The sequence below is a fragment of the Kitasatospora sp. NPDC058218 genome (genome assembly GCF_042882445.1).
GTDB lineage: Bacteria > Actinomycetota > Actinomycetes > Streptomycetales > Streptomycetaceae > Kitasatospora.
Genome location: NZ_JBHVWC010000015.1, coordinates 12980 through 32685, shown reverse-complemented (window position 1 = coordinate 32685; position 19706 = coordinate 12980). Strand labels below are relative to the sequence as shown.

Here is a 19706-nt window from a genome sequence, read left to right as displayed (position 1 = left end):
CCGTTCCGTAGCAGAGAGGCACCCCCACCCATGCGTCCGAACCCGACCGGCAGAGCTGCCGCCGCCGCCCTCGCCGCCGTCCTGCTGTTCCCGCTCGCCGCCTGTGCCAACGACGCCGCCTCGGTGTCCCACAGCGGGGCCGCCCCGGCCGGGCAGAAGGTCGACGGCCCCAAGGTCAAGATCATGGTCGGTGGCCTGGACAAGGTCATCTACCTGCCCGCCATGCTCACCCAGCGCCTCGGGTTCTTCGCCGAGGCCGGTGTCAACGTCGAGCTGATGAGCGAGCCGGCCGGCGTCAACGCCACCACCGCGCTGCTCGCCGGGGACGTCCAGGGCGCGGTCGGCTTCTACGACCACACCATCGACCTCCAGGCCAAGGGCAAGAACGTCGAGTCGGTGGTGCAGTTCTCCCAGGCGCCGGGCGAGGTCGAGATCGTCTCCACCAAGCAGGCCGGCGCCATCACCTCCGGCGCCGACTTCAAGGGCAGGAAGCTAGGGGTCACCAGCGTCGGCTCCTCCACCGACTTCCTCACCAAGTACCTCGCCGTCAAGAACGGCACCGCGGTGAGCGAGTTCAGCCCGATCGCGGTCGGCGCCGGCCAGACCTTCATCGCCGCGCTCCAGCAGGGCAGCATCGACGCCGGCATGACCACGGACCCGACCGTGGCCACCATCCTCGACAAGGGCCTCGGCAAGATCCTCTACGACATGCGCACCCCCGAGGGTTCGCGTGCCGCGCTCGGCGGGCTCTACCCCTCGTCCTCGCTCTACATGAACACCGACTGGGTGGAGAAGAACAAGGACACCACCCAGAAGCTCGCCAACGCCTTCGTCAGGACGTTGAAGTGGATGTCCACCCACAGCCCCGAGGAGATCGCCGCGAAGATGCCCGCCGACTACGCGCAGGGCGGCGCCGAGCAGTACGCGGCGGCGATCAAGGCGACCCTGCCGATGTTCACCGCGGACGGGGTGATGCCCGCCGACGGACCGAGGACCGTCCTCGCGGTGCTCGCCGCCTTCCACCCCGACGTCAAGGGCAAGGAGGGCTCCATCGACCTCGCCCGCACCTACACCACCGAGTTCGTCGACAAGGCCGCCACCGGCTGACCCCTCGCCGACGGTCCCGCGCCCACCCCCACGGGCGCGGGGCCGTCACAGCTCCCGGACCGCCGTCACGTCCATCCGCGACGGCGTGCCCGCCGCCTTGCCGCAGCTCTCCGGGCGGGCCGGCTCGCTCGCACCCTCGACCACGTCCACCTCCCAGGCCCGGCCGTCCCGGTGCCGCACGGTCACCAGCCAGCGCCCGGCGCCGGCGGACCGCTGGGTCAGGGTCAGCGCGTCCACCTCGGTCTCGTCGACGGCCAACCGCACCGCGTGGTCGGCCGCCTGGCCCGGCCGCTCCCAGCCCGAGCAGCCCCGCGACCACTCCGGCACCATGTGCCCGGCCGCCGTCGCCGCCAGCACTTCCTTGGCGCTCTCCGCCGTCAGCCGCCCGTACGCGAAGCCGTGCGGCAGCACCAGCATGGTGGGGGAGAAGCGGTGCCCGCCCAGGTGCGTCACCTCCCACACCTCGCTGTGCCCGGCCGCGGCCAGCTGGGCCGCCAGCGGTCGGCCCAGCAGCGCGCAGCAGCGGTCCCGCCGGCCGTTGGTGCACACCAGGGCCACCGGTCCGCCGACGTGCTCCACGCCGAACCCGCCGTGCTCACCCGCCCCCAGCGCCCCGAAGTCCAGCCCGAGCAGCTCCGCCGGATCCGCCACGTCCGCCCGGCGCACCCAGCCGCGGCCCGGCACGGTGTGTGCCACGAACACCTCGTGCCGCGCGGTCGGCAGACAGTCCGCGTGCCGGCCCGGCCGCCGGATCAGCGCCACCCGCACGCCCGTTCCGGCGGCGGCCGCCTCCAGGGCCCGCCCCACCGCGGCGTCGAGATGGCTCTCCGCGAGCGCCTTCACCCCCCACGGCCCGGTCTGCTCGATCAGCAGCCAGGTGGTGGCGGTGGCCGCCGTGGCGGCCAGCGGCTCCAACAGTTCACGCGACAGCGTCGCACAGGTGCTCACGCAGGCAAGGCTACCCTTGGCCCCTTCCGCGACAGCGGTCTTGGCACCGGCTTGGCTCCCTCGGACACCTCCGCGCCCGGCCCGCGGCTTCCCGGGGGGCCCGGTACGGCCGGTTCCGCGCCGGCCCCGACGCAAGGAGGGGCACCGGGACTCCGGTACCCCTCCCCCTGCGACCGGCAGCCGTTACACCGGGCCGGCCACCACACCGATCGGCGCTGTCACCGGCGTACCCGAACCGTCGCGGCGCGGGTCGCGCTCCGGCAGATCGACCGGAGCCCCCTTCGCCGTCGCGGCGCGGGCCGGCGCGACGCCCGCCCACGCGAAGGCCAGCGCGTCCTCGCCGCGCAGGAAGCGCTGGCAGCGGACGCCACCGGTGGCCCGGCCCTTGCGCGGGTACTGCTCGAACGGAGTGACCTTCCAGGAGCTCTGCTCCTCGCCGGTCAGCGTGCCCGACGTACCGGCCACCGAGACCACCACCGCGTCCGCGGCCGGATCCACGGCGGTGAACGACAGCACCCGGGCACCGTCCGACAGCTTGATGCCCGCCATGCCACCGGCCGGGCGGCCCTGCGGGCGCACCTGACCCGCCGGGTAGCGCAGCAACTGGGCGTCGGAGGCGATGAAGACCAAGTCCTCCTCGCCGGTGCGCAGCTCGACCGCGCCGACCACCTCGTCACCCTCCTTGAGGGCGATCACCTCGAACTCGTCCTTGTTCGCCGGCCACTCCGGCACCACCCGCTTCACCACACCCTGCGCCGTGCCCAGCGCCAGACCCGGCGAGGACTCGTCCAGCGTGGTCAGCGCCAGCGCCCGCTCGCCCGTCTCCAGCCGCAGGAACTCGCCCACCGCGGCGCCGCCCGCCAGCGTCGGCGAGGGCGTCGGCGGCAGCGCCGGCAGGTCGATCACCGGCAGTCGCAGCACCCGGCCCGCCGACGTCACCACACCGATGTCCGCACGTGCCGTGGCCGGCACCGCCGAGACGATCACATCGTGCTTGGACCGCTTCTCCGACACCTCGAACGGCTCGCCGTCCGCCGTCCGCGCCAGCAGGCCCGCCGAGGAGAGCAGCACCCGGCACGGGTCGTCCGCCACCTCCAGCGGAACGGACAGCGCCGCCGACGGAGCCGCCCCCGCCTCCAGCAGGACCGTGCGCCGCTCGGTGCCGAACTGCTTGGACACCGCGCCCAGTTCGCTCGACACCACATTGCGCAGCCGGGTGTCCGACTCCAGGATCTCGGTCAGCTCCGCGATCTCGGAGTTGAGCTTCGCCTGCTCCTCCTCCAACTCCACCCGGTCGAACCGGGTGAGCCGGCGCAGCGGCGTGTCCAGGATGTACGCGGTCTGCGTCTCCGACAGCGAGAAACGCTCCATCAGGCGCTCCTTCGCCTGCGCCGCGTTGTCGCTCGACCGGATGATCGCGATGACCTCGTCGATGTCGACCAGCGCCACCAGCAGGCCCTCGACCAGGTGCAGCCGCTCCTGGCGCTTGCGCCGACGGAAGTCGCTGCGCCGGCGCACCACCTCGAAGCGGTGGTCGACGTAGACCTCCAGCAGCTCCTTCAGACCCAGCGTCAGCGGCTGGCCGTCCACCAGCGCCACGTTGTTGATGCCGAAGGTCTCCTCCATCGGCGTCAGCTTGTAGAGCTGCTCCAGCAGCGCCTCCGGCACGAAGCCGTTCTTCACCTCGATCACCAGCCGCAGCCCGTGCTCGCGGTCGGTGAGGTCCTTGACGTCCGCGATGCCCTGCAGCTTCTTCGCGTTGACCAGGTCCTTGATCTTCGAGATCACCTTCTCCGGGCCGACGTTGTACGGCAGCTCGGTGACCACGATGCCCTTGCGGCGGGCCGTCACGCTCTCGATCGACGTCGTCGCACGGATCTTGAAGGTGCCACGGCCCGACTCGTACGCGTCCCGGATGCCCGACAGGCCGACGATCCGGCCGCCCGTCGGCAGGTCCGGCCCGGGCACGAACCGCATCAGCGTGTCCAGGTCCGCGTTCGGGTGCTTGATCAGGTGACGGGCCGCCGCCACCACCTCGGACAGGTTGTGCGGGGGCATGTTGGTCGCCATCCCGACCGCGATCCCCGTCGCACCGTTCACCAGCAGGTTCGGGAACGCGGCCGGCAGCGCCAGCGGCTCCTGCTCGCTGCCGTCGTAGTTCGGCCCGAAGTCGACGGTGTCCTCGTGGATCGACTCCACCATCGCCATCGACGCCGCCGTCAACCGCGACTCGGTGTAGCGCATCGCGGCCGGCGGGTCGTCGTTGCCCAGCGAACCGAAGTTCCCGTGCCCGTCGATCAGCGGCAGCCGCATCGAGAACGGCTGCGCCATCCGGACGACCGAGTCGTAGATCGACGCGTCACCGTGCGGGTGAAGCCGGCCCATCACCTCGCCCACCACCCGGGCGCACTTCACGTGCGCGCGGTCCGGCCGCAGGCCCATCTCGTTGGCCTGGTACAGGATCCGCCGGTGCACCGGCTTCAGACCGTCCCGCGCGTCGGGAAGCGCACGCGAGTAGATCACCGAGTAGGCGTACTCCAGGAAGGAGCCCTGCATCTCGTCCACGACGTCGACGTCGAGGATCCGCTCCTCGAAATCTCCGGGCGGCGGGGTCTGCGAACTGCGGCGGGCCATCGCGGCGGGGCTCCCTTACGTCTCGCTTGCGTCTCGTCTGCGTCAGTCGTCGTCTGCGTCTGCCGTCGTGTGCTGTCCTCGTCGGCTGTCGTCAACAGGGCCCAGCGCCCCCATTGTGGACCCTCACGCCGACACTCCAAGCCAGCGCCCCTCTTCCGCCCCTGGCGAACGCCCGGTCCGCGCGGACACATCCGAGCCCTCCCCGCGTTGCACCACAATGGGGGACGCCACACGAACCCCCGACATCGACGACGGGAAGGACCCGAGCGCATGGCCAACCCGGCCCCCGCATCCGCCTCCACCGGAGGAACTGGCGCTGCCATCGCCATCACCGAGCACCGCCTGGCCAACGGCCTGCGCGTCGTCCTCTCCGAGGACCACCTCACCCCGGTCGCCGCCGTCTGCCTCTGGTACGACGTGGGCTCCCGCCACGAGGTGAAGGGCCGCACCGGTCTGGCCCACCTGTTCGAGCACCTCATGTTCCAGGGCTCGGCCAACGTCTCGAACAACGGCCACTTCGAGCTCGTCCAGGGCGCCGGCGGCTCGCTCAACGGCACCACCAGCTTCGAGCGCACCAACTACTTCGAGACCATGCCCGCCCACCAGCTGGAGCTCGCCCTCTGGCTGGAGGCCGACCGGATGGGCTCGCTGCTCGCCGCCCTGGACGAGACGTCCATGGAGAACCAGCGCGACGTCGTCAAGAACGAGCGCCGCCAGCGCTACGACAACGTCCCCTACGGCACGGCCTTCGAGAAGCTCACCGCCCTCTCCTTCCCCGACGGCCACCCGTACCACCACACCCCCATCGGCTCCATGGCCGACCTCGACGCCGCCACGCTGGCGGACGCCCGGGCGTTCTTCAGCACCTACTACGCGCCGAACAACGCCGTCCTCTCCGTCGTCGGCGACATCGACCCCGAGCAGACCATCGCCTGGGTCGAGAAGTACTTCGGCTCCATCCCCGGCCACGACGGCAAGCAGCCGCCGCGCGACGGCACCCTCCCCGACACCTTCGGCCGGGAGATCCGCGAGCACATCCACGAGGACGTCCCGTCCCGCGCCCTGATGGCCGCCTACCGCCTCCCGCACGACGGCACCCGCGAGGCCGACGCCGCCGACCTGGCCCTCACCATCCTCGGCAGCGGCGAGTCCAGCCGCCTCTACAACCGCCTCGTCCGCCGCGACCGCACCGCCGTCGCCGCCGGATTCGGCCTGCTCCGCCTCGCCGGCGCCCCCAGCCTCGGCTGGCTCGACGTCAAGACCTCCGGCGACGCCACCATCGAGCAGATCGACGCCGCCGTCGACGAGGAGCTGGCCCGCTTCGCCGCGGAGGGCCCGACCGCCGCCGAACTGGAGCGCGCCCAGGCCCAGATCGAGCGCGAGTGGCTCGACCGGCTCACCACCGTCTCCGGCCGTGCCGACGAACTCTGCCGCTACGCCGTCCTGTTCGGCGACCCGAAGCTGCTGGGCAGCGCCCTCTCCAAGGTGCTCGACGTCACCGCCGAGGAGGTGCAGGCCGTCGCCCAGGCCCGACTGCACCCCCGGAACCGGGCCGTCCTGGTCTACGAGCCCACCACCGCCGACGACACCGACGCCGACGAGACCGCCACCGCCGCCACCGAAGAGGAGGGCGCTGCCGCATGAGCACCGACTACGTCCCCGCCATGACGTTCCACCCCCAGCCCGAGCCCGGCACCGCCAGCCCGTGGGCGTTCCCCGCCCCCGAGCGCGCCGCCCTCGGCAACGGCATCACCGTCCTGCACTGCCACCGCCCCGGCCAGCAGCTCGTCGCGGTCGAGGTGCAGCTCGACGTCCCGCTCGCCGCCGAGCCCGAGGGCCTCGACGGCATCGCCAACATCCTCGCCCGCGCGTTCAACGAGGGCACCGACACCCTCACCGCCGAGGAGTTCGCCGCCGAACTGGAGCGCGCCGGCGCCACCCTCGACGCCCACGCCGACCACCCCGGCCTGCGGGTCTCCCTGGAGGTCCCGGCCTCCCGGCTCCAGCGCGGCCTCGGGCTGCTCGCCGACGCGCTGCGCGCGCCCGCCCTGCCCGAGGACGAGATCGAGCGCCTGGTCGCCAACCGGCTCGACGAGCTCGTCCACGAGCAGGCCAACCCCGCCCGCCGCGCCGCCAAGGCCCTCTACGCCGAGCTCTTCGACGGCGCCGACCGCCTCTCGCGCCCCCGCGGCGGCACCGCCGACACGGTCAAGTCCATCGACCGGGCCGCGGTCAAGGCCTTCTACGAGGCCCACGTCCGGCCCGCCACCACCACCGTCGTGGTGGTCGGCGACCTCACCGGCACCGACCTGCCCGCGCTCCTGGAGGCCACCCTCGGCGCTTGGACCGGCACCACCGCCGAGCCCACCGTCCACGCCCCGGTCGCCGCCGACGACACCGGCCGCGTGGTCATCGTGGACCGGCCCGGCTCGGTCCAGACCCAGCTGCTCATCGGCCGCATCGGCCCCGACCGCCACGACTCCGCCTGGGCCGCCCAGATCCTCGGCACCTACTGCCTCGGCGGCACCCTCACCTCCCGCCTGGACCGCGTCCTGCGCGAGGAGAAGGGCTACACCTACGGCGTCCGGGCCTTCGCCCAGCCGCTGCGCTCCGCCGCGGACGGCTCCGGCCGCGCGCTGATCGCGATCAGCGGCTCGGTGGACACCGCGTCCACCGCCCCGGCGCTCGCCGACACCTGGACCATCCTGCGCACCCTCGCCGCCGAGGGCCTCACCGACGCCGAGCGCGACGAGGCCGTGCAGTTCCTGGTCGGCGTGGCCCCGCTGAAGTACGAGACCGCGGGCTCGGTCGCCGGCACCCTGGCCGACCAGGTCGAGCAGAGCCTGCCGGACGACTACCAGGCCGAGGTCTACCGCAAGCTCGCCGAGCTGTCGACGGCCACCGCCACCGAGGCCGTCGTCGCGGCCTTCCCGTCGGACCGCCTGGTCACCGTCCTGGTCGGCGACGCCGCCACGATCGCCGACCCGGTGCGCGCGCTGGGCATCGGCGAGGTCACGGTGGTCACCGCCTGATCCCCCCGGTGGGCAGGGCCCGGTGGAGCACTCCGCTCCGCCGGGCCCTTCGTCGTTAATCCCCTTGCGGGCGCCGGACGCCGCGTGGGTAGATGTCCCCAGGCACACACGTACGAGAGGAGGCGGTCACCATGCGGGTCGAGCGAACCACACGACGCTCCCCAAGGCCGTCCTCCCTCTGTGCCGCGGGCGTCTGAGCCCCACCCCAGAACTTCCCCGAGCCGCACCGGGACTCTTCGCGCGGCACCCCACCTAGGCTTGATCCAGCCGACCTTTGGAGGTCGTTCCACCATGTCGTACACCGAGGTACCCGGCGTCCGCGTCCCGATCCGGATGTGGACCGACCCGGCCACCGTCGAGGGCCAGGCCATGCAGCAGCTGCGCAACATCAGCTCGCTGCCCTGGCTGCACGGCCTGGCCGTGATGCCCGACGTCCACCTGGGCAAGGGCGCCACGGTCGGCTCCGTGATCGCGATGAAGGGCGCCGTCTGCCCGGCGGCGGTGGGCGTCGACATCGGCTGCGGGATGAGCGCGGTGAAGACGTCGCTGACCGCGAAGGACCTGCCCGACGACCTCTCGCGCCTGCGCGCCAAGATCGAGCAGGCCATCCCGGTCGGCCGCGGCCTGCACACCGACCCGGTCGACCCGACGAAGCTCCACGGCTTCGCCACGGCGGGCTGGGACGACTTCTGGCAGCGCTTCGACGGGGTGGCCCACGAGGTCAAGTGGCGCCGCGAGCGGGCCATGCAGCAGATGGCAACGCTGGGTGGAGGAAACCATTTCATCGAACTGTGTGTCGATAGCACCGGAGTTGTGTGGCTGATGCTGCACTCCGGTTCCCGGAACATCGGCAAGGAGCTGGCCGAGCACCACATGGGCGTCGCGCGCTCCCTGCCGCACAACCAGGGGCTGGTCGACCACGATCTCGCGGTGTTCATCGCCGACACCCCGCAGATGGCCGCCTACCGTGAGGACCTCTTCTGGGCGCAGGAATACGCCAAGCGGAACCGCGCGGTGATGATGGCGCTCTTCCAGGACGTCGTCCGCCGGGAGTTCCCCAAGGCGAAGGTCGCCTTCGACGAGGTCATCAGCTGCCACCACAACTACGTGGCGGAGGAGCAGTACGACGGCGTCGACCTGCTGGTGACCCGCAAGGGCGCGATCAAGGCCGGCTCCGGGGACTTCGGCATCATCCCCGGCTCGATGGGGACGGGTTCCTACATCGTCCGCGGCCTCGGCAACGAGGCGGCGTTCAACTCCGCGTCGCACGGCGCCGGCCGGAAGATGAGCCGCAACGCCGCGAAGAAGCGGTTCACCACGCAGGACCTGGTCGAGCAGACCAAGGGCGTGGAGTGCCGCAAGGACAGCGGCGTCGTGGACGAGATCCCCGGTGCGTACAAGTCGATCGAGAAGGTCATCGAGCAGCAGAAGGACCTCGTCGAGGTCGTGGCCCACCTGAAGCAGGTCGTCTGCGTCAAGGGCTGACGGGCTGCCCGAGCACCCCGATCACGCAGAAGGGGGGCACCGCCACGGCGGTGCCCCCCTTTCGCGACGGTGCTCAGGCAGCGGCCGGCAGCTCGTCGAGGCCCTCCTGGACCAGCTTGGCGAGGCGGTCCAGGGCCTCGTCGGCACCCTCGGCGTCGGAGGCGAGGATGACCTCTTCGCCGCCCTGGGCGCCGAGGCCGAGCAGGCCGAGCATGGAGGCGGCGTTGATCGGGTTGCCGCCGGGCTTGGCGATGGTGATCGGCACGCCGGTGGCCGTGACGGCCCGGACGAAGACGGAGGCGGGACGGGCGTGCAGGCCCTCGGCCCAACCGATGGTGACGCGGCGCTCAGCCATGAGACGTGCCTTTCCGGTGAAGCTGGTCATGGCCGGGCTAGGGGGGTGCGGCCATGTTGTCTAGACCAGTGTTGCACGCAGGCAACCCCTTCGAGCCGCCGCGTTCAGGACTTGTGATTGTTTCTTTCGGGGGCATAACCCCCGGCCAGTGGCCGTGTCCACCCTGCCGCGAGGACACGTCCGGCGCCATTCGGCTCGCCGCCGGATAACCTGACGAATGTGGACGACTCCGCGGTACCGCACCCCGAGCAGGACCCGCAGAACCAGCCGGATCCGCAGCGTCGGCCCGACCAGGACGCGGACTACCCGCAGCACTGGGAGGCCGACATCCTGCTGCGTGACGGCGGCACGGCCCGGATCCGGCCGATCACGCCCGCCGACGCCGGCCGGCTGGTCGAGTTCTACGAGCAGGTCTCGGACCAGTCCAAGTACTTCCGCTTCTTCGCGCCCTATCCGCGGCTCTCCGACAAGGACGTCCGCCGCTTCACCCATCACGACTTCGTGAACCGGGTCGGCCTCGCCGTGGTGATCCGCGACCACTTCATCGCCACCGTCCGCTACGACCGGATCGACGCCGACGGCCGCCCCAGCGAGACCGGCACCGACGCCGAGGTGGCGTTCCTGGTGCAGGACGCCCACCAGGGCCGCGGGGTCGCCTCCGCGCTGCTGGAGCACATCGCCGCGGTCGCCCAGGAGCGCGGCATCCGCCGCTTCCAGGCCGAGGTGCTGCCGGAGAACCGCAAGATGGTGAAGGTCTTCACCGACGCCGGCTACACCCAGCACCGCAGTTTCGCGGACGGCGTGGTCCACCTGGAGTTCGACCTGGAGCCGACCGCCGCCTCGCTCGCCGTGATGCGGGCGCGTGAGCACCGGGCCGAGGCGCGCTCCGTCCAGCGGCTGCTCACCCCGCGCTCGGTCGCCGTGCTCGGCGTCTCCCGCCATCCGCAGACCGTCGGCCGGGCGATCCTGCGCGACCTGCTCGGCGGACTGCCCCGCGGTGACGACCGCCGCGTCTACGCGGTGAACCGCAACGCCCCGCCCGGCACCGAGCTGGACGGGGTCCCGGTGCACCGTTCGGTCCTGGAGATTCCCGGCCCGGTGGACCTCGCCGTGATCGCCGTCCCGGCCGCCGCCGTCCCCGCCGCCGTCGCCGACTGCGGCGCGCACGGCGTGCAGGGCCTGGTGGTGGTCACCGCCGGGTACGCCGAGACCGGTCCGGAGGGCCGCGACCGCCAGCGGGCACTGGTCCGCCAGGCCCGGGCGGCCGGGATGCGGGTGATCGGTCCGAACGCCTTCGGTCTGATCAACACCGACCCCGATCTCCCGCTCAACGCCTCACTCGCACCCGTCCTGCCGCGGCGCGGCGGCTTCGGCATCTTCTGCCAGTCCGGCGCGATCGGCGTCGCCCTGCTGGAGGCCGCCCACCGGCGGGGCCTCGGCATCTCCTCCTTCGCCTCGGTCGGCAACCGCTCCGACGTCTCGGGCAACGACTTCCTCCAGTACTGGGCGGAGGACCCGGCCACCGACGTGGTGCTGCTCTACCTGGAGTCCTTCGGCAATCCCCGCAAGTTCACCCGGATCGCCCGCCGGCTCGCCGCCGCCAAGCCGATCGTGGTGGTCAAGGGCGCCCGCCACACCGGCAGCCTGCCGCCCGGCCACGCCGTCCCGGTCACCGCCAGCGGGCTGCGCGACGCCACCGTGGACGCCCTCTTCCAGCAGGCCGGCGTCACCCGGGTGGAGACCATCACCGAGCTGTACGACACCGGTGAACTGCTCGCCCTCCAGCCGCTGCCGCCCGGCGACCGGGTCGCCGTGGTCGGCAACTCCGACTCGCTCGGCCTGCTCACCCACGACGCCTGCCTCAGTGCGGGCCTGCGCCCCCGCACCCCCGTCGACCTCACCACCGCCGCCACCGGCGAGAACTTCCGGATCGCGCTGGACGTGGCGCTCGACGACCCGGCCGTGGACGCGGTGATCGCCGTCGCCATTCCGCCCATCGGCACCTCCGCCCATGCGTTCATGGGTGGCCGGCTGACCGGCCCGGACGACCCGGAGGTGGGCTCCGACGACCCCGAGATCGCCGAAGCCCTGCTCGAAGCGGGCGAGCGCGCACGGGAGTTGGGCAAGCCGCTGGTGCTCGCCCACCTGGCGCTGACCGATCTGCCGAGCAGGCTGCGCCCGGGGGGCATCCCCGCCTACCCCGCGCCGGAGCGGGCCGTCCGGGCCCTCGCGCACGCCGTCCACTACGCCGGGTGGCGCCGCCGGACGGCCGCGGCCGAGGAGACCGCCCGCGTCCCGGAGCTGGACCGGATCGACGAGGGTGCCGCCCGCGACCTGGTCGAGGCCGCGCTCAGCACCCGCACCGCCATCGCCGCCCGCACCCAGCCCGGCGGCGCGCGGATCACGCTGGTGGAGGCCGACACCACCGCGCTGCTCGCCCACTACGGCATCGACGTCTCCCCGACCCTGCCCGCGCCCGGGGAGGAGGCCGCCGTCCGCGCCGCCGCGTCGCTCGGCTACCCGGTGGCGCTCAAGGCGACCGCCCCGCACCTGCGCCACCGCCCCGACCTCGGCAGCGTCCGCCTCGACCTGACCGGCGAACCGGGCCTGCGCCGGGCCCACCGCGAGCTGGACGTGCTGCTCGGCGGGGCCGCCCAGGCCGAGCTGGTGGTGCAGCGGCTGGCCCCGCGCGGCGTGGACACCGTGATCGGCGCCACCGTCGACCCGGCGGTGGGCGCGATCCTCTCCTTCGGCCTGGCCGGTGCCCCCGCCGAACTGCTCGGTGACGTCGCCCACCGGCTCGTCCCCGCCACCGACCAGGATGTCGCCGGACTGATCCGCGAGGTCCGGGCGGCGCCGCTGCTGTTCGGCTGGCGCGGGGCCGAGGCGGTGGACACCGGCGCGCTGGAGGAGCTGCTGCTGCGGGTGTCGCGGATGGTCGACGACCTTCCGGAGGTCGCCTCGGTGGACCTCGAACCCGTGGTCGTCGCCCCGCACGGACTGGCGATCCTGGGGGCGCGAGTGCGGATCGCGCCCCTGCCCGTCCGCAGTGATCTGGGCCCGCGCGCGATGAGCACGCTGTAACCTTCCTTGGTTGCGCCCTGCCCGGGGGCGCTGTTGTCCGGAAGCTCGGCGCCGCGCCGCCCGCTTCGTCGGCGGACCATGCCAGGATGGAGTTATGGCGAAGACCGGTACCACCACCACTCAGGACCTGCGCTCGGCGATCGAGCGCAGCGGCTACTACCCGGCCCTGGTGTCCGAGGCGGTCGAGTCCGCGGTGGGCCCCGAGCCGATCAGCTCCTACCTGGTGCACCAGGAGACCACCTTCGACGCCAACGAGGTGCGCCGGCACGTCACGGTGCTGGTGCTGACCCCGACCCGCTTCGTGGTGAGCCACACCGACGAGCAGTCCGGTGGCGAGGCCGGCCCGGCGGTGCCCTACGCGACCACCTCCACCGAGAGCGTCCGGCTCGACCGGATCGGCTCGGTCGTGGTGAGCCGGATGGTCGCCAACCCGGAGACCTACACCCCCGGCACGCTGCCGCGCGAGGTCGTGCTGACCATCGGCTGGGGTGCCGTGCAGCGCCTGGACCTGGAGCCGGCCGGCTGTTCGGACCCGAACTGCGAGGCCGACCACGGCTACACCGGTTCGGCCACCGCTGACGACCTGTCACTTCGGGTCAGCGAGGCGGGCGACGGTCCGGAGACGGTCGCCCAGGCGCTGGTGTTCGCCCGCGCGCTGTCCGACGCCACGATCAGCAACGGCCCGCGGGTCTGAGCGGACGCACCGGAAGCCAGGAAGTCAGCCTCTCAGCCATGTCCTTCGCACCTCACGGCCACGACGCCTTCGAGATCCTCGACCCCGCCACCGCCCCGGCGCCCCCGTACGGCGGTGGCTCGCTCTGCGACCTGCTGCCCTCGGTGGCGGCCGGGCTCGGCGTACCCGGGTTCACCGCCACGCTGCCGATCGAACCGGCCGACCGGGTGGTGGTGTTCCTGGTCGACGGCCTCGGCTGGGAGCTGCTGCTGCGCCACCCCGAGTACGCGCCGTTCCTCTCCTCGTTGGCCGGCAGCTCGCTCGGCGGCACCGGTCGCCCGCTGACCGCCGGCTTCCCGTCCACCACCGCGACCTCGCTGGCCTCGGTGGGCACCGGGACCCCGCCGGGCCTGCACGGTCTGGTCGGCTACACGGTGGCGGTGCCGGGCGCCGGCCACCTGATGAACCAGCTGCGCTGGCAGCCGCCGGTCGACCCGGGCACCTGGCAGCCGTACCCGACGGTGTTCGAGCAGACGCACGCCGCCGGGGTGGCGACCGCCCAGGTCTCCTCGCCCCTGTTCGCGCAGACCCCGCTGACCAGGGTGGCGCTGTCGGGCGGCTCCTTCCTCGGCCGCACCACCGGTGAGGAGCGGATGGACCGGGCGGCCCGCTGGCTGGCCGAGCACGACCGGGCCCTCGTCTACACCTACGTGAGCGAGCTGGACGGCGCGGGGCACCGGTTCGGGGTGGACTCCGACGACTGGCGGATGACGCTGGACGCGGTGGACCGCCTCGCCCGGCGCCTGGCCGAGCAGCTGCCGCCGCGCTCGGCGATGTACGTCACCGCCGACCACGGCATGATCGACATCGCTCCGGAGGACCGGATCGACTTCGACGAGGACTGGGAGCTGGGCGCCGGTGTCGCCCTGCTCGGCGGTGAGGGCCGGGCGCGGCACGTGTACGCGGTGCCCGGCGCCGCCGCCGACGTGTACACGGTCTGGAGCGAGGTGCTCGGCGACCGGATGTGGGTGGCCACCCGGGACGAGGCGATCGCCGCCGGCTGGTTCGGCCCCTCGGTGGACGAGCGGGTCTACCTGCGGATCGGCGACGTGGTCGCCGCCGCCCGGGACGACATCGCCGTCGTCGCCTCCCGCAACGAGCCCGGCGAGTCCGCGATGATCGGGCTGCACGGCTCGATGACCCCGGTCGAGCAGTTCGTGCCCCTGCTCGAAGTCCGCGCGTGAACCTCCCCGATGTGAAAGGCCTTTGCACCACCCATGGCTGAACTGGTGTTCTTCTCGGGCACGATGGACTGCGGGAAGTCGACGCTCGCGCTCCAGATGGACCACAACCACGCCGCCCGCGGCCGGCAGGGGATCATCCTCACCCGCAACGACCGGGCCGGCGCGGCCACCGTCTCCAGCCGGCTCGGCCTGCGCACCGAGGCGGTCGAGGTGACGGACGACTTCGACTTCCACGCCCACGTCGTGCACCGGCTCTCGGCCGGCGGCCGGGTGGACTACCTGATCTGTGACGAGGCCCAGTTCTTCGCCGCCGAGCAGGTCGACCAGCTGGCCCGGGTGGTGGACGAACTCGGCATCGACGTCTTCACGTTCGGCATCACCACCGACTTCCGCACCCGGCTGTTCCCCGGCTCCCAGCGGCTGATCGAACTGGCCGACCGGGTCGAGGTGCTGCAGGTCGAGGCCCTCTGCTGGTGCGGCGCGCGGGCCACCCACAACGCCCGCACGGTGGGCGGCGTGATGGTGGTCGAGGGCGCCCAGGTCGTGATCGGCGACATCTCGGTACGCGAGGACGAGGTCGGCTACGAGGTGCTCTGCCGCCGCCACCACCGCCGTCGGCTGACCGCCGCCACCGCCCGCGTCTCGGTGCTCTCCCCGGACGTGCTGCCCTTCGAGGAGCAGCAGGCCTGACGGCGCCCGGGCCCTGTCCGGCCGGTCCTGCCGGGTGCGCGGCGCCGAGAGCGACCGGGCAGGACCTAGCCGAGCCCCGTCTGCAGCACCGAGAAGTGCCCGCCCTGCGGGTCGGCCAGCCGTGCCACCGGGCCGCGCCCGCTGTCGTGCGGCTCCACCAGTACCCGGCCGCCGAGGCCGAGTGCCCGACGGGCGGTCAGTTCGACGTCCCGGACGGCGAAGTGGACCCGCCAGCGCGGCGGGTGGCCGCGCAGCTCGGCGCCGCGCCGGATGCCCGCCACCGGGCGGCCGTTCACCAGCAGCGCGGACTCGGCGCCGGCGGGTGCCACCGGCCGGCCGAGCACCGCGCCGTAGAACACCGCGGCGCCCGCCTCGTCCGGGGTGAGCAGTTCGGCCCAGGCCGGCCCGCCGGGCTCCGGGCCGGCCTCGCGGCCGAGGTGCTCCTCGCCCTGCCAGAGGCCGAAGACCGCGCCGGAGACGTCGGCCGCGATCGCGAGCCGGCCGGCGCGCTCGGCCTGGAGCGGTCCGACCGCCACCGTTCCGCCGCACTCGCGCACCAGTTGGGTGGTCCGGTCGGCGCTGTCGACCGCGAAGTAGGTGGTCCACTGCACGGGGAAGCCGGGCACCGCGGAGACACCGAGGCCGGCGACCGGGGCACCGCCCGACTCGGCCCGGACGTAGGCGCCGAGCTCTGTGGGGCCGGGGGTGTACGTCCAGTCGAGCAGCTCGCCGTAGAACGCGCGGGCGCCGGCCAGGTCGTCGGTCATCAGGCTGACCCAGCACGGTGTGCCCTGGGCCAGCCGGAGTGTCACCGCAGGCATGCGGGCCTCCTCACGGGGCGGTCGGCGCACGGAGCTGCGCACGTGAGGGTGATGGTTCCACCCTGGCGCGCGTCGAACCCTCGGGCCGCGCGGAAAGTCCGGCAAAGACCGCACAAAGAGCGTCGAGTTGGCGGTGCTGCGCGAGAATGACCGCCATGACGACCTCTCACGATGACTCCCCGCTGGTTTCGGTGACCGGCCTGCAGGAGGCGCTCTCCTCGGAGCGCCCGCCGGTGCTGCTCGATGTGCGCTGGCAGCTCGGCGGCCCGCCGGGGATCGAGGACTACGCGGCCGGCCATCTGCCCGGCGCGGGCTTCGTCGCGTTGGACACCGACCTCGCCGCCCCGGCCGGGCCGCCCGGCCGCGGCGGTCGTCACCCGCTGCCCGACCCGGAGGAGTTCGGGGCCGCGCTGCGGCGTCTCGGGGTCCGCGCCGACCGCCCGGTGGTGGTGTACGACGGTGCGACCTCGCTGGCCGCGGCCCGCGCCTGGTGGTTGCTGCGCTGGGCCGGCCACCCGGAGGTGCGGGTGCTGGACGGCGGGTTCGCCGCCTGGCGGGCGGCCGGGTTGCCGGTGACCACCGAGGTCGAGGCGCCGGAGCCGGGCGACTTCAAGCCGGTGCCCGGGCAGTTGCCGACGGTCGACGGGGACGGTGCGGCCGCGCTGGCCCGCACCGGTCTGCTGTTGGACGCGAGGGCGGGGGAGCGCTACCGCGGCGAGAGCGAGCCGATCGATTCGCGGGCCGGTCACGTCCCGGGGGCGCTCTCCGCGCCGACCACCGAGAACGTCGGCCCGGACGGGCGGTTCCGGCCGGCCGCCGAACTGGCCGAGCGGTTCCGCGCGCTGGGTGCGGGGGAGCGGGAGACCGCGGTGTACTGCGGCTCGGGGGTGACGGCGGCCCATCAGATCCTCGCCCTGACGGTGGCCGGGTTGCCGGCCGCGCTGTACCCGGGCTCGTGGAGCGAGTGGTCCGGCGACGCGAGCCGCCCGGTGGCGGTCACCGAGCAGCCGGGCTGATCCCGGGCGGAACCGGGCGGAACTGTGCGGAACGACGGAGGAGGGGCGGGCGGCCGACCGGCCTCCTGCCCCTCCTCCGACACCCTGCGGCCCTACGGCCGTGGGCCTACTCCTGCTTCTTGCGCCGGCTGCCGAAGACGATCTCGTCCCAGCTCGGCACGGTGGCGCGGCGCCCGGGCCGGACACCGTCCGCCTCGGCCTGCCGGTCCGTGGTGCCGACCAGCCGCTCCCGGTGCGGGGCGACCGCGCGCGGCATCAGGATGTCCGCGTAGGCCGAGCCCGCGCCGACCGCGGGTGCGGCGGCGGCAGGCTCCTCCGTCTCCTCGGCGACCTCGGCGGGCAGCACCGGCTCGATCGGGGCGGGGCCCACCGCGAGGTCGCCCCGGAAGGCGGGGACGACGTCGAGCAGGCTGGTCAGCGAGTCGCGCGACTCGGCGGTGGCCTCACGGGACTCCCGAACCTCGCGGGAGGACATGATGCGGTCGGCCGAGGGCCGGTCGATCATCGGGCGCGGCGGGCGCTCCTGGGGGAGCCGGGCGATCCGCGGGATGAACGGGAAGACCGACTCCTCCTCGCGCTCGACGTTCTCGCCGATCAGCGCGCGGGCCTCGTCGTCGTTCGGCTGGACCAGGCGCCGCGGCGGGTCGTACGTCCAGGACGCGCTGCGGCCCTCGCCGTCGGCCCGGTAGTAGAGGATGACCTCCCACGTGCCGTCGTCGCGCCGCCAGGAGTCCCAGCGCTCGGTGTCCTTCTCGGCGCCGCGCAGGGCGAGCCGCTCGGCGACCGCCTCGCCCAACTGAGGTCCGGAGGACTCGCCGTGGCGGCGGATCGCGGTCTTGCGGGCCCGCTCGGCCATGAAGGCGCGCTCCGCGAGCACCGGCCCCTCGAAGCGGCGGACCCGGTCCACGGAGATGCCGGCCGCCTGCGCGACCTCCTCGGCGGAGGCACCGGCTCGTATCCGCGCCTGGATGTCCCGGGGGCGGAGGTGGCTCTCGACCTCGATCTCGATCTGGCCGAGGCGCGGACGGTCACCACGGATGGCGGCGCGCAGCCGCTCGTCGATGGGGAGGGTGTACTCCGTGCTGTCGGCGGCCTTGAGCACCAGCCGTGTGCCGTCGTTGCTGACGGCCACAACCCGCAGTTCGGGCACGGTTACCTCCCGGGTGGTGCCTGCCGACGTCACCTGCGTCGCTGCTCCCGTACTGAGTGTGGCCTGCCCGCTCGCGACTGGCCACAACCTTGCTGAGTTCCCCGGCGTGTCGGGCTTACGCCCGGTCACACCGCTGTGGCACGGTTGCCTTTTTGCCACGTCATCCGTCGACGTCGCGCCTGGGTGTCCCGGCCGTCCCTCGCACGCGCAGTGACGCGACGATCCGGGACGGGCGTCGCCGTGCGTGCCTGCGCCGTGGCTCTTTGTCAATCTGCCGGTTGATGGGCAGTCGACAAGTCGACCCAAGGCTCAGGCTTTACGAACAGTACTCCATTCGTGGCATCCAAAGGGGCGGCTCGCCGCTCAAGTCTCCCGCGATTCACGGGAATCTCAAGAGCGCGCACCCCCAATGGCCGACCGCCGGCCGAAGCACGGTGATCATCTTCACATATATCTCCCGCACAGAACCGCATTTTCGACCCTTGTGTCCTTCTTTGGGCAAGATGGAGTGACTTGTTCGAAGACCAGTCGTACTGACCGAGGGATGTCGATGCCGGAGCAGAAGCCCGCCGAGGAGGGCGACAAGGAAGGTCGCAGGCGAATTGATCTGAGTGTGGCTCAGGTCGCGGCGAGTGCGCTGGCCACCGTGGTGGGGGCCCTGCTCGCCTCCGAACTCGGCGTCTACGGAACCATTCTGGGTGCGGCGGTGGTCAGCGTCGGGGCGACCACCGGCGGTGCGGTGTTCCAGCACATCTTCCGGCGCACCGGAGAGCAGCTGCGCGAGGCGGTGGACCGCACCGGCCCCGGGCCGGCGGTGAACGGGTTGCGCCAGGTGCCGGATTCCGACACGCGGGCACCGGTGATCTCCCCGGAGTGGAACGAGCCGCAGGTGGTCCGGGCGCGTCGGCGCTGGACCTGGAAGTCGTACGCGGCGATGTCCGCGCTGGTCTTCGTGCTGGCGATGACGCCGATACTCGCCTTCGAGCTGGCGACCGGGCAGCCGGTGTCGGCGACGGTGAAGGGGGAGTCGGGCAGTGGCACGTCGCTGGGCGGCACGGTCGCTCCCAAGCCGTCGGACCGGCCGGCGGGCGATCCCCCGGGCGGGCCGGCCGGTGGTCCCTCGGGCGGGCCGTCGCAGGGCGCGGGCGGATCTTCACCCTCGCCGTCGGCCGGCAGCGGCGGGGCGGCCTCGGAGCCGGCCGCCCCGGGCGGGAGCCCGAGCGCGGGGAGCGGCGGCAAGGCCTCGCCCTCGGCGGGCCCGAGCGGCTCGCCGTCGGCGGATCCCTCGACCGGGCCGTCGACCGGGCCGTCCACCGAACCGACCACGCCGGCCGGGACCGCCTCGAAGCCCGCCGGGTCGGCGACCCCGCGGCCGCCGGCTCCGAGCGGAGCGCCGGCCGGGGCCTCCCCGGCGGCCGCCGCTCCGAGCGGGTCGTCGGCCGCCGGCTGACACCCGCCTCCTGACAC

General features: G+C 73.2%; 15 protein-coding genes. 10 read left to right on the top strand and 5 right to left on the bottom strand.

The window, feature by feature from the left end; translation table 11 throughout:
- Nucleotides 1-30: 30 nt before the first annotated feature.
- Entirely contained in the window at nt 31-1107 is a 1077-nt protein-coding gene (locus tag ACFVYI_RS11820; protein ID WP_387883744.1) for an ABC transporter substrate-binding protein, read from the top strand.
- A 45-nt stretch (nt 1108-1152) separates the two neighbouring features.
- Here the strand turns inward: ACFVYI_RS11820 and ACFVYI_RS11815 are convergent, their stop codons facing one another.
- Both ACFVYI_RS11815 and ACFVYI_RS11810 read right to left on the bottom strand, forming a co-directional pair.
- Entirely contained in the window at nt 1153-2055 is a 903-nt protein-coding gene (locus ACFVYI_RS11815; RefSeq protein ID WP_387883742.1) for a sucrase ferredoxin, read from the bottom strand.
- A gap of 183 nt (nt 2056-2238) precedes the next feature.
- Complete coding sequence (locus tag ACFVYI_RS11810; RefSeq protein ID WP_387883739.1) at nt 2239-4689, bottom strand: DNA topoisomerase (ATP-hydrolyzing) subunit A; 2451 nt, start codon at nt 4687-4689, stop codon at nt 2239-2241.
- A 270-nt stretch (nt 4690-4959) separates the two neighbouring features.
- On the opposite strand from ACFVYI_RS11810, the gene ACFVYI_RS11805 reads away from it, so the two are divergent.
- The 3 genes from ACFVYI_RS11805 to ACFVYI_RS11795 all read left to right on the top strand — a co-directional run bounded on the left by ACFVYI_RS11805 (nt 4960) and on the right by ACFVYI_RS11795 (nt 9206).
- Complete coding sequence (locus ACFVYI_RS11805) at nt 4960-6333, top strand: pitrilysin family protein (protein ID WP_360630155.1); 1374 nt, start codon at nt 4960-4962, stop codon at nt 6331-6333.
- A complete protein-coding gene (locus ACFVYI_RS11800) occupies nt 6330-7721 on the top strand; it encodes a M16 family metallopeptidase (RefSeq protein ID WP_387883736.1) in 1392 nt (463 codons plus the stop codon). Before ACFVYI_RS11805 ends, ACFVYI_RS11800 begins: the two co-directional genes overlap by 4 nt.
- 291 nt (nt 7722-8012) lie before the next feature.
- Nucleotides 8013-9206: an RtcB family protein gene (locus ACFVYI_RS11795; protein ID WP_387883733.1), complete on the top strand. Its 1194-nt coding sequence runs from the start codon at nt 8013-8015 to the stop codon at nt 9204-9206.
- 73 nt (nt 9207-9279) lie between these two features.
- On the opposite strand, the gene ACFVYI_RS11790 is transcribed toward ACFVYI_RS11795, so the two are convergent.
- Nucleotides 9280-9561, bottom strand: a complete 282-nt coding sequence (locus ACFVYI_RS11790) for an HPr family phosphocarrier protein (RefSeq protein WP_380575344.1) — start codon at nt 9559-9561, stop codon at nt 9280-9282.
- A 219-nt stretch (nt 9562-9780) separates the two neighbouring features.
- Here ACFVYI_RS11790 and ACFVYI_RS11785 point away from each other — a divergent pair, with 219 nt between their 5' ends.
- From ACFVYI_RS11785 to ACFVYI_RS11770, 4 genes are all read left to right on the top strand, one after another.
- Complete coding sequence (locus tag ACFVYI_RS11785) at nt 9781-12645, top strand: GNAT family N-acetyltransferase (RefSeq protein ID WP_387883731.1); 2865 nt, start codon at nt 9781-9783, stop codon at nt 12643-12645.
- A 94-nt stretch (nt 12646-12739) separates the two neighbouring features.
- A complete protein-coding gene (locus tag ACFVYI_RS11780) occupies nt 12740-13339 on the top strand; it encodes a DUF5998 family protein (RefSeq protein WP_329489885.1) in 600 nt (199 codons plus the stop codon).
- A gap of 38 nt (nt 13340-13377) precedes the next feature.
- Nucleotides 13378-14562: an alkaline phosphatase family protein gene (locus ACFVYI_RS11775; RefSeq protein ID WP_387883728.1), complete on the top strand. Its 1185-nt coding sequence runs from the start codon at nt 13378-13380 to the stop codon at nt 14560-14562.
- 33 nt (nt 14563-14595) lie between these two features.
- Nucleotides 14596-15252: a thymidine kinase gene (locus tag ACFVYI_RS11770; protein ID WP_360630170.1), complete on the top strand. Its 657-nt coding sequence runs from the start codon at nt 14596-14598 to the stop codon at nt 15250-15252.
- 65 nt (nt 15253-15317) lie between these two features.
- Here the strand turns inward: ACFVYI_RS11770 and ACFVYI_RS11765 are convergent, their stop codons facing one another.
- Nucleotides 15318-16073 carry a VOC family protein gene (locus ACFVYI_RS11765; RefSeq protein WP_387883726.1) on the bottom strand — a complete coding sequence of 252 codons (756 nt, stop codon included), beginning with the start codon at nt 16071-16073 and terminating at the stop codon, nt 15318-15320.
- Nucleotides 16074-16228: 155 nt separating this feature from the next.
- Here ACFVYI_RS11765 and ACFVYI_RS11760 point away from each other — a divergent pair, with 155 nt between their 5' ends.
- On the top strand, nt 16229-17089 hold the full coding sequence (locus ACFVYI_RS11760) for a sulfurtransferase (RefSeq protein ID WP_387883723.1): 861 nt from the start codon (nt 16229-16231) through the stop codon (nt 17087-17089).
- 106 nt (nt 17090-17195) lie between these two features.
- Here the strand turns inward: ACFVYI_RS11760 and sepH are convergent, their stop codons facing one another.
- Nucleotides 17196-18272 carry a septation protein SepH gene (gene sepH / locus ACFVYI_RS11755; protein WP_387883721.1) on the bottom strand — a complete coding sequence of 359 codons (1077 nt, stop codon included), beginning with the start codon at nt 18270-18272 and terminating at the stop codon, nt 17196-17198.
- Between the two features lie 517 nt (nt 18273-18789).
- On the opposite strand from sepH, the gene ACFVYI_RS11750 reads away from it, so the two are divergent.
- The gene (locus tag ACFVYI_RS11750) at nt 18790-19689 is read left to right on the top strand and encodes a hypothetical protein (RefSeq protein WP_387883719.1); all 900 of its coding nucleotides are present in this window, start codon (nt 18790-18792) and stop codon (nt 19687-19689) included.
- Nucleotides 19690-19706: the final 17 nt, after the last annotated feature.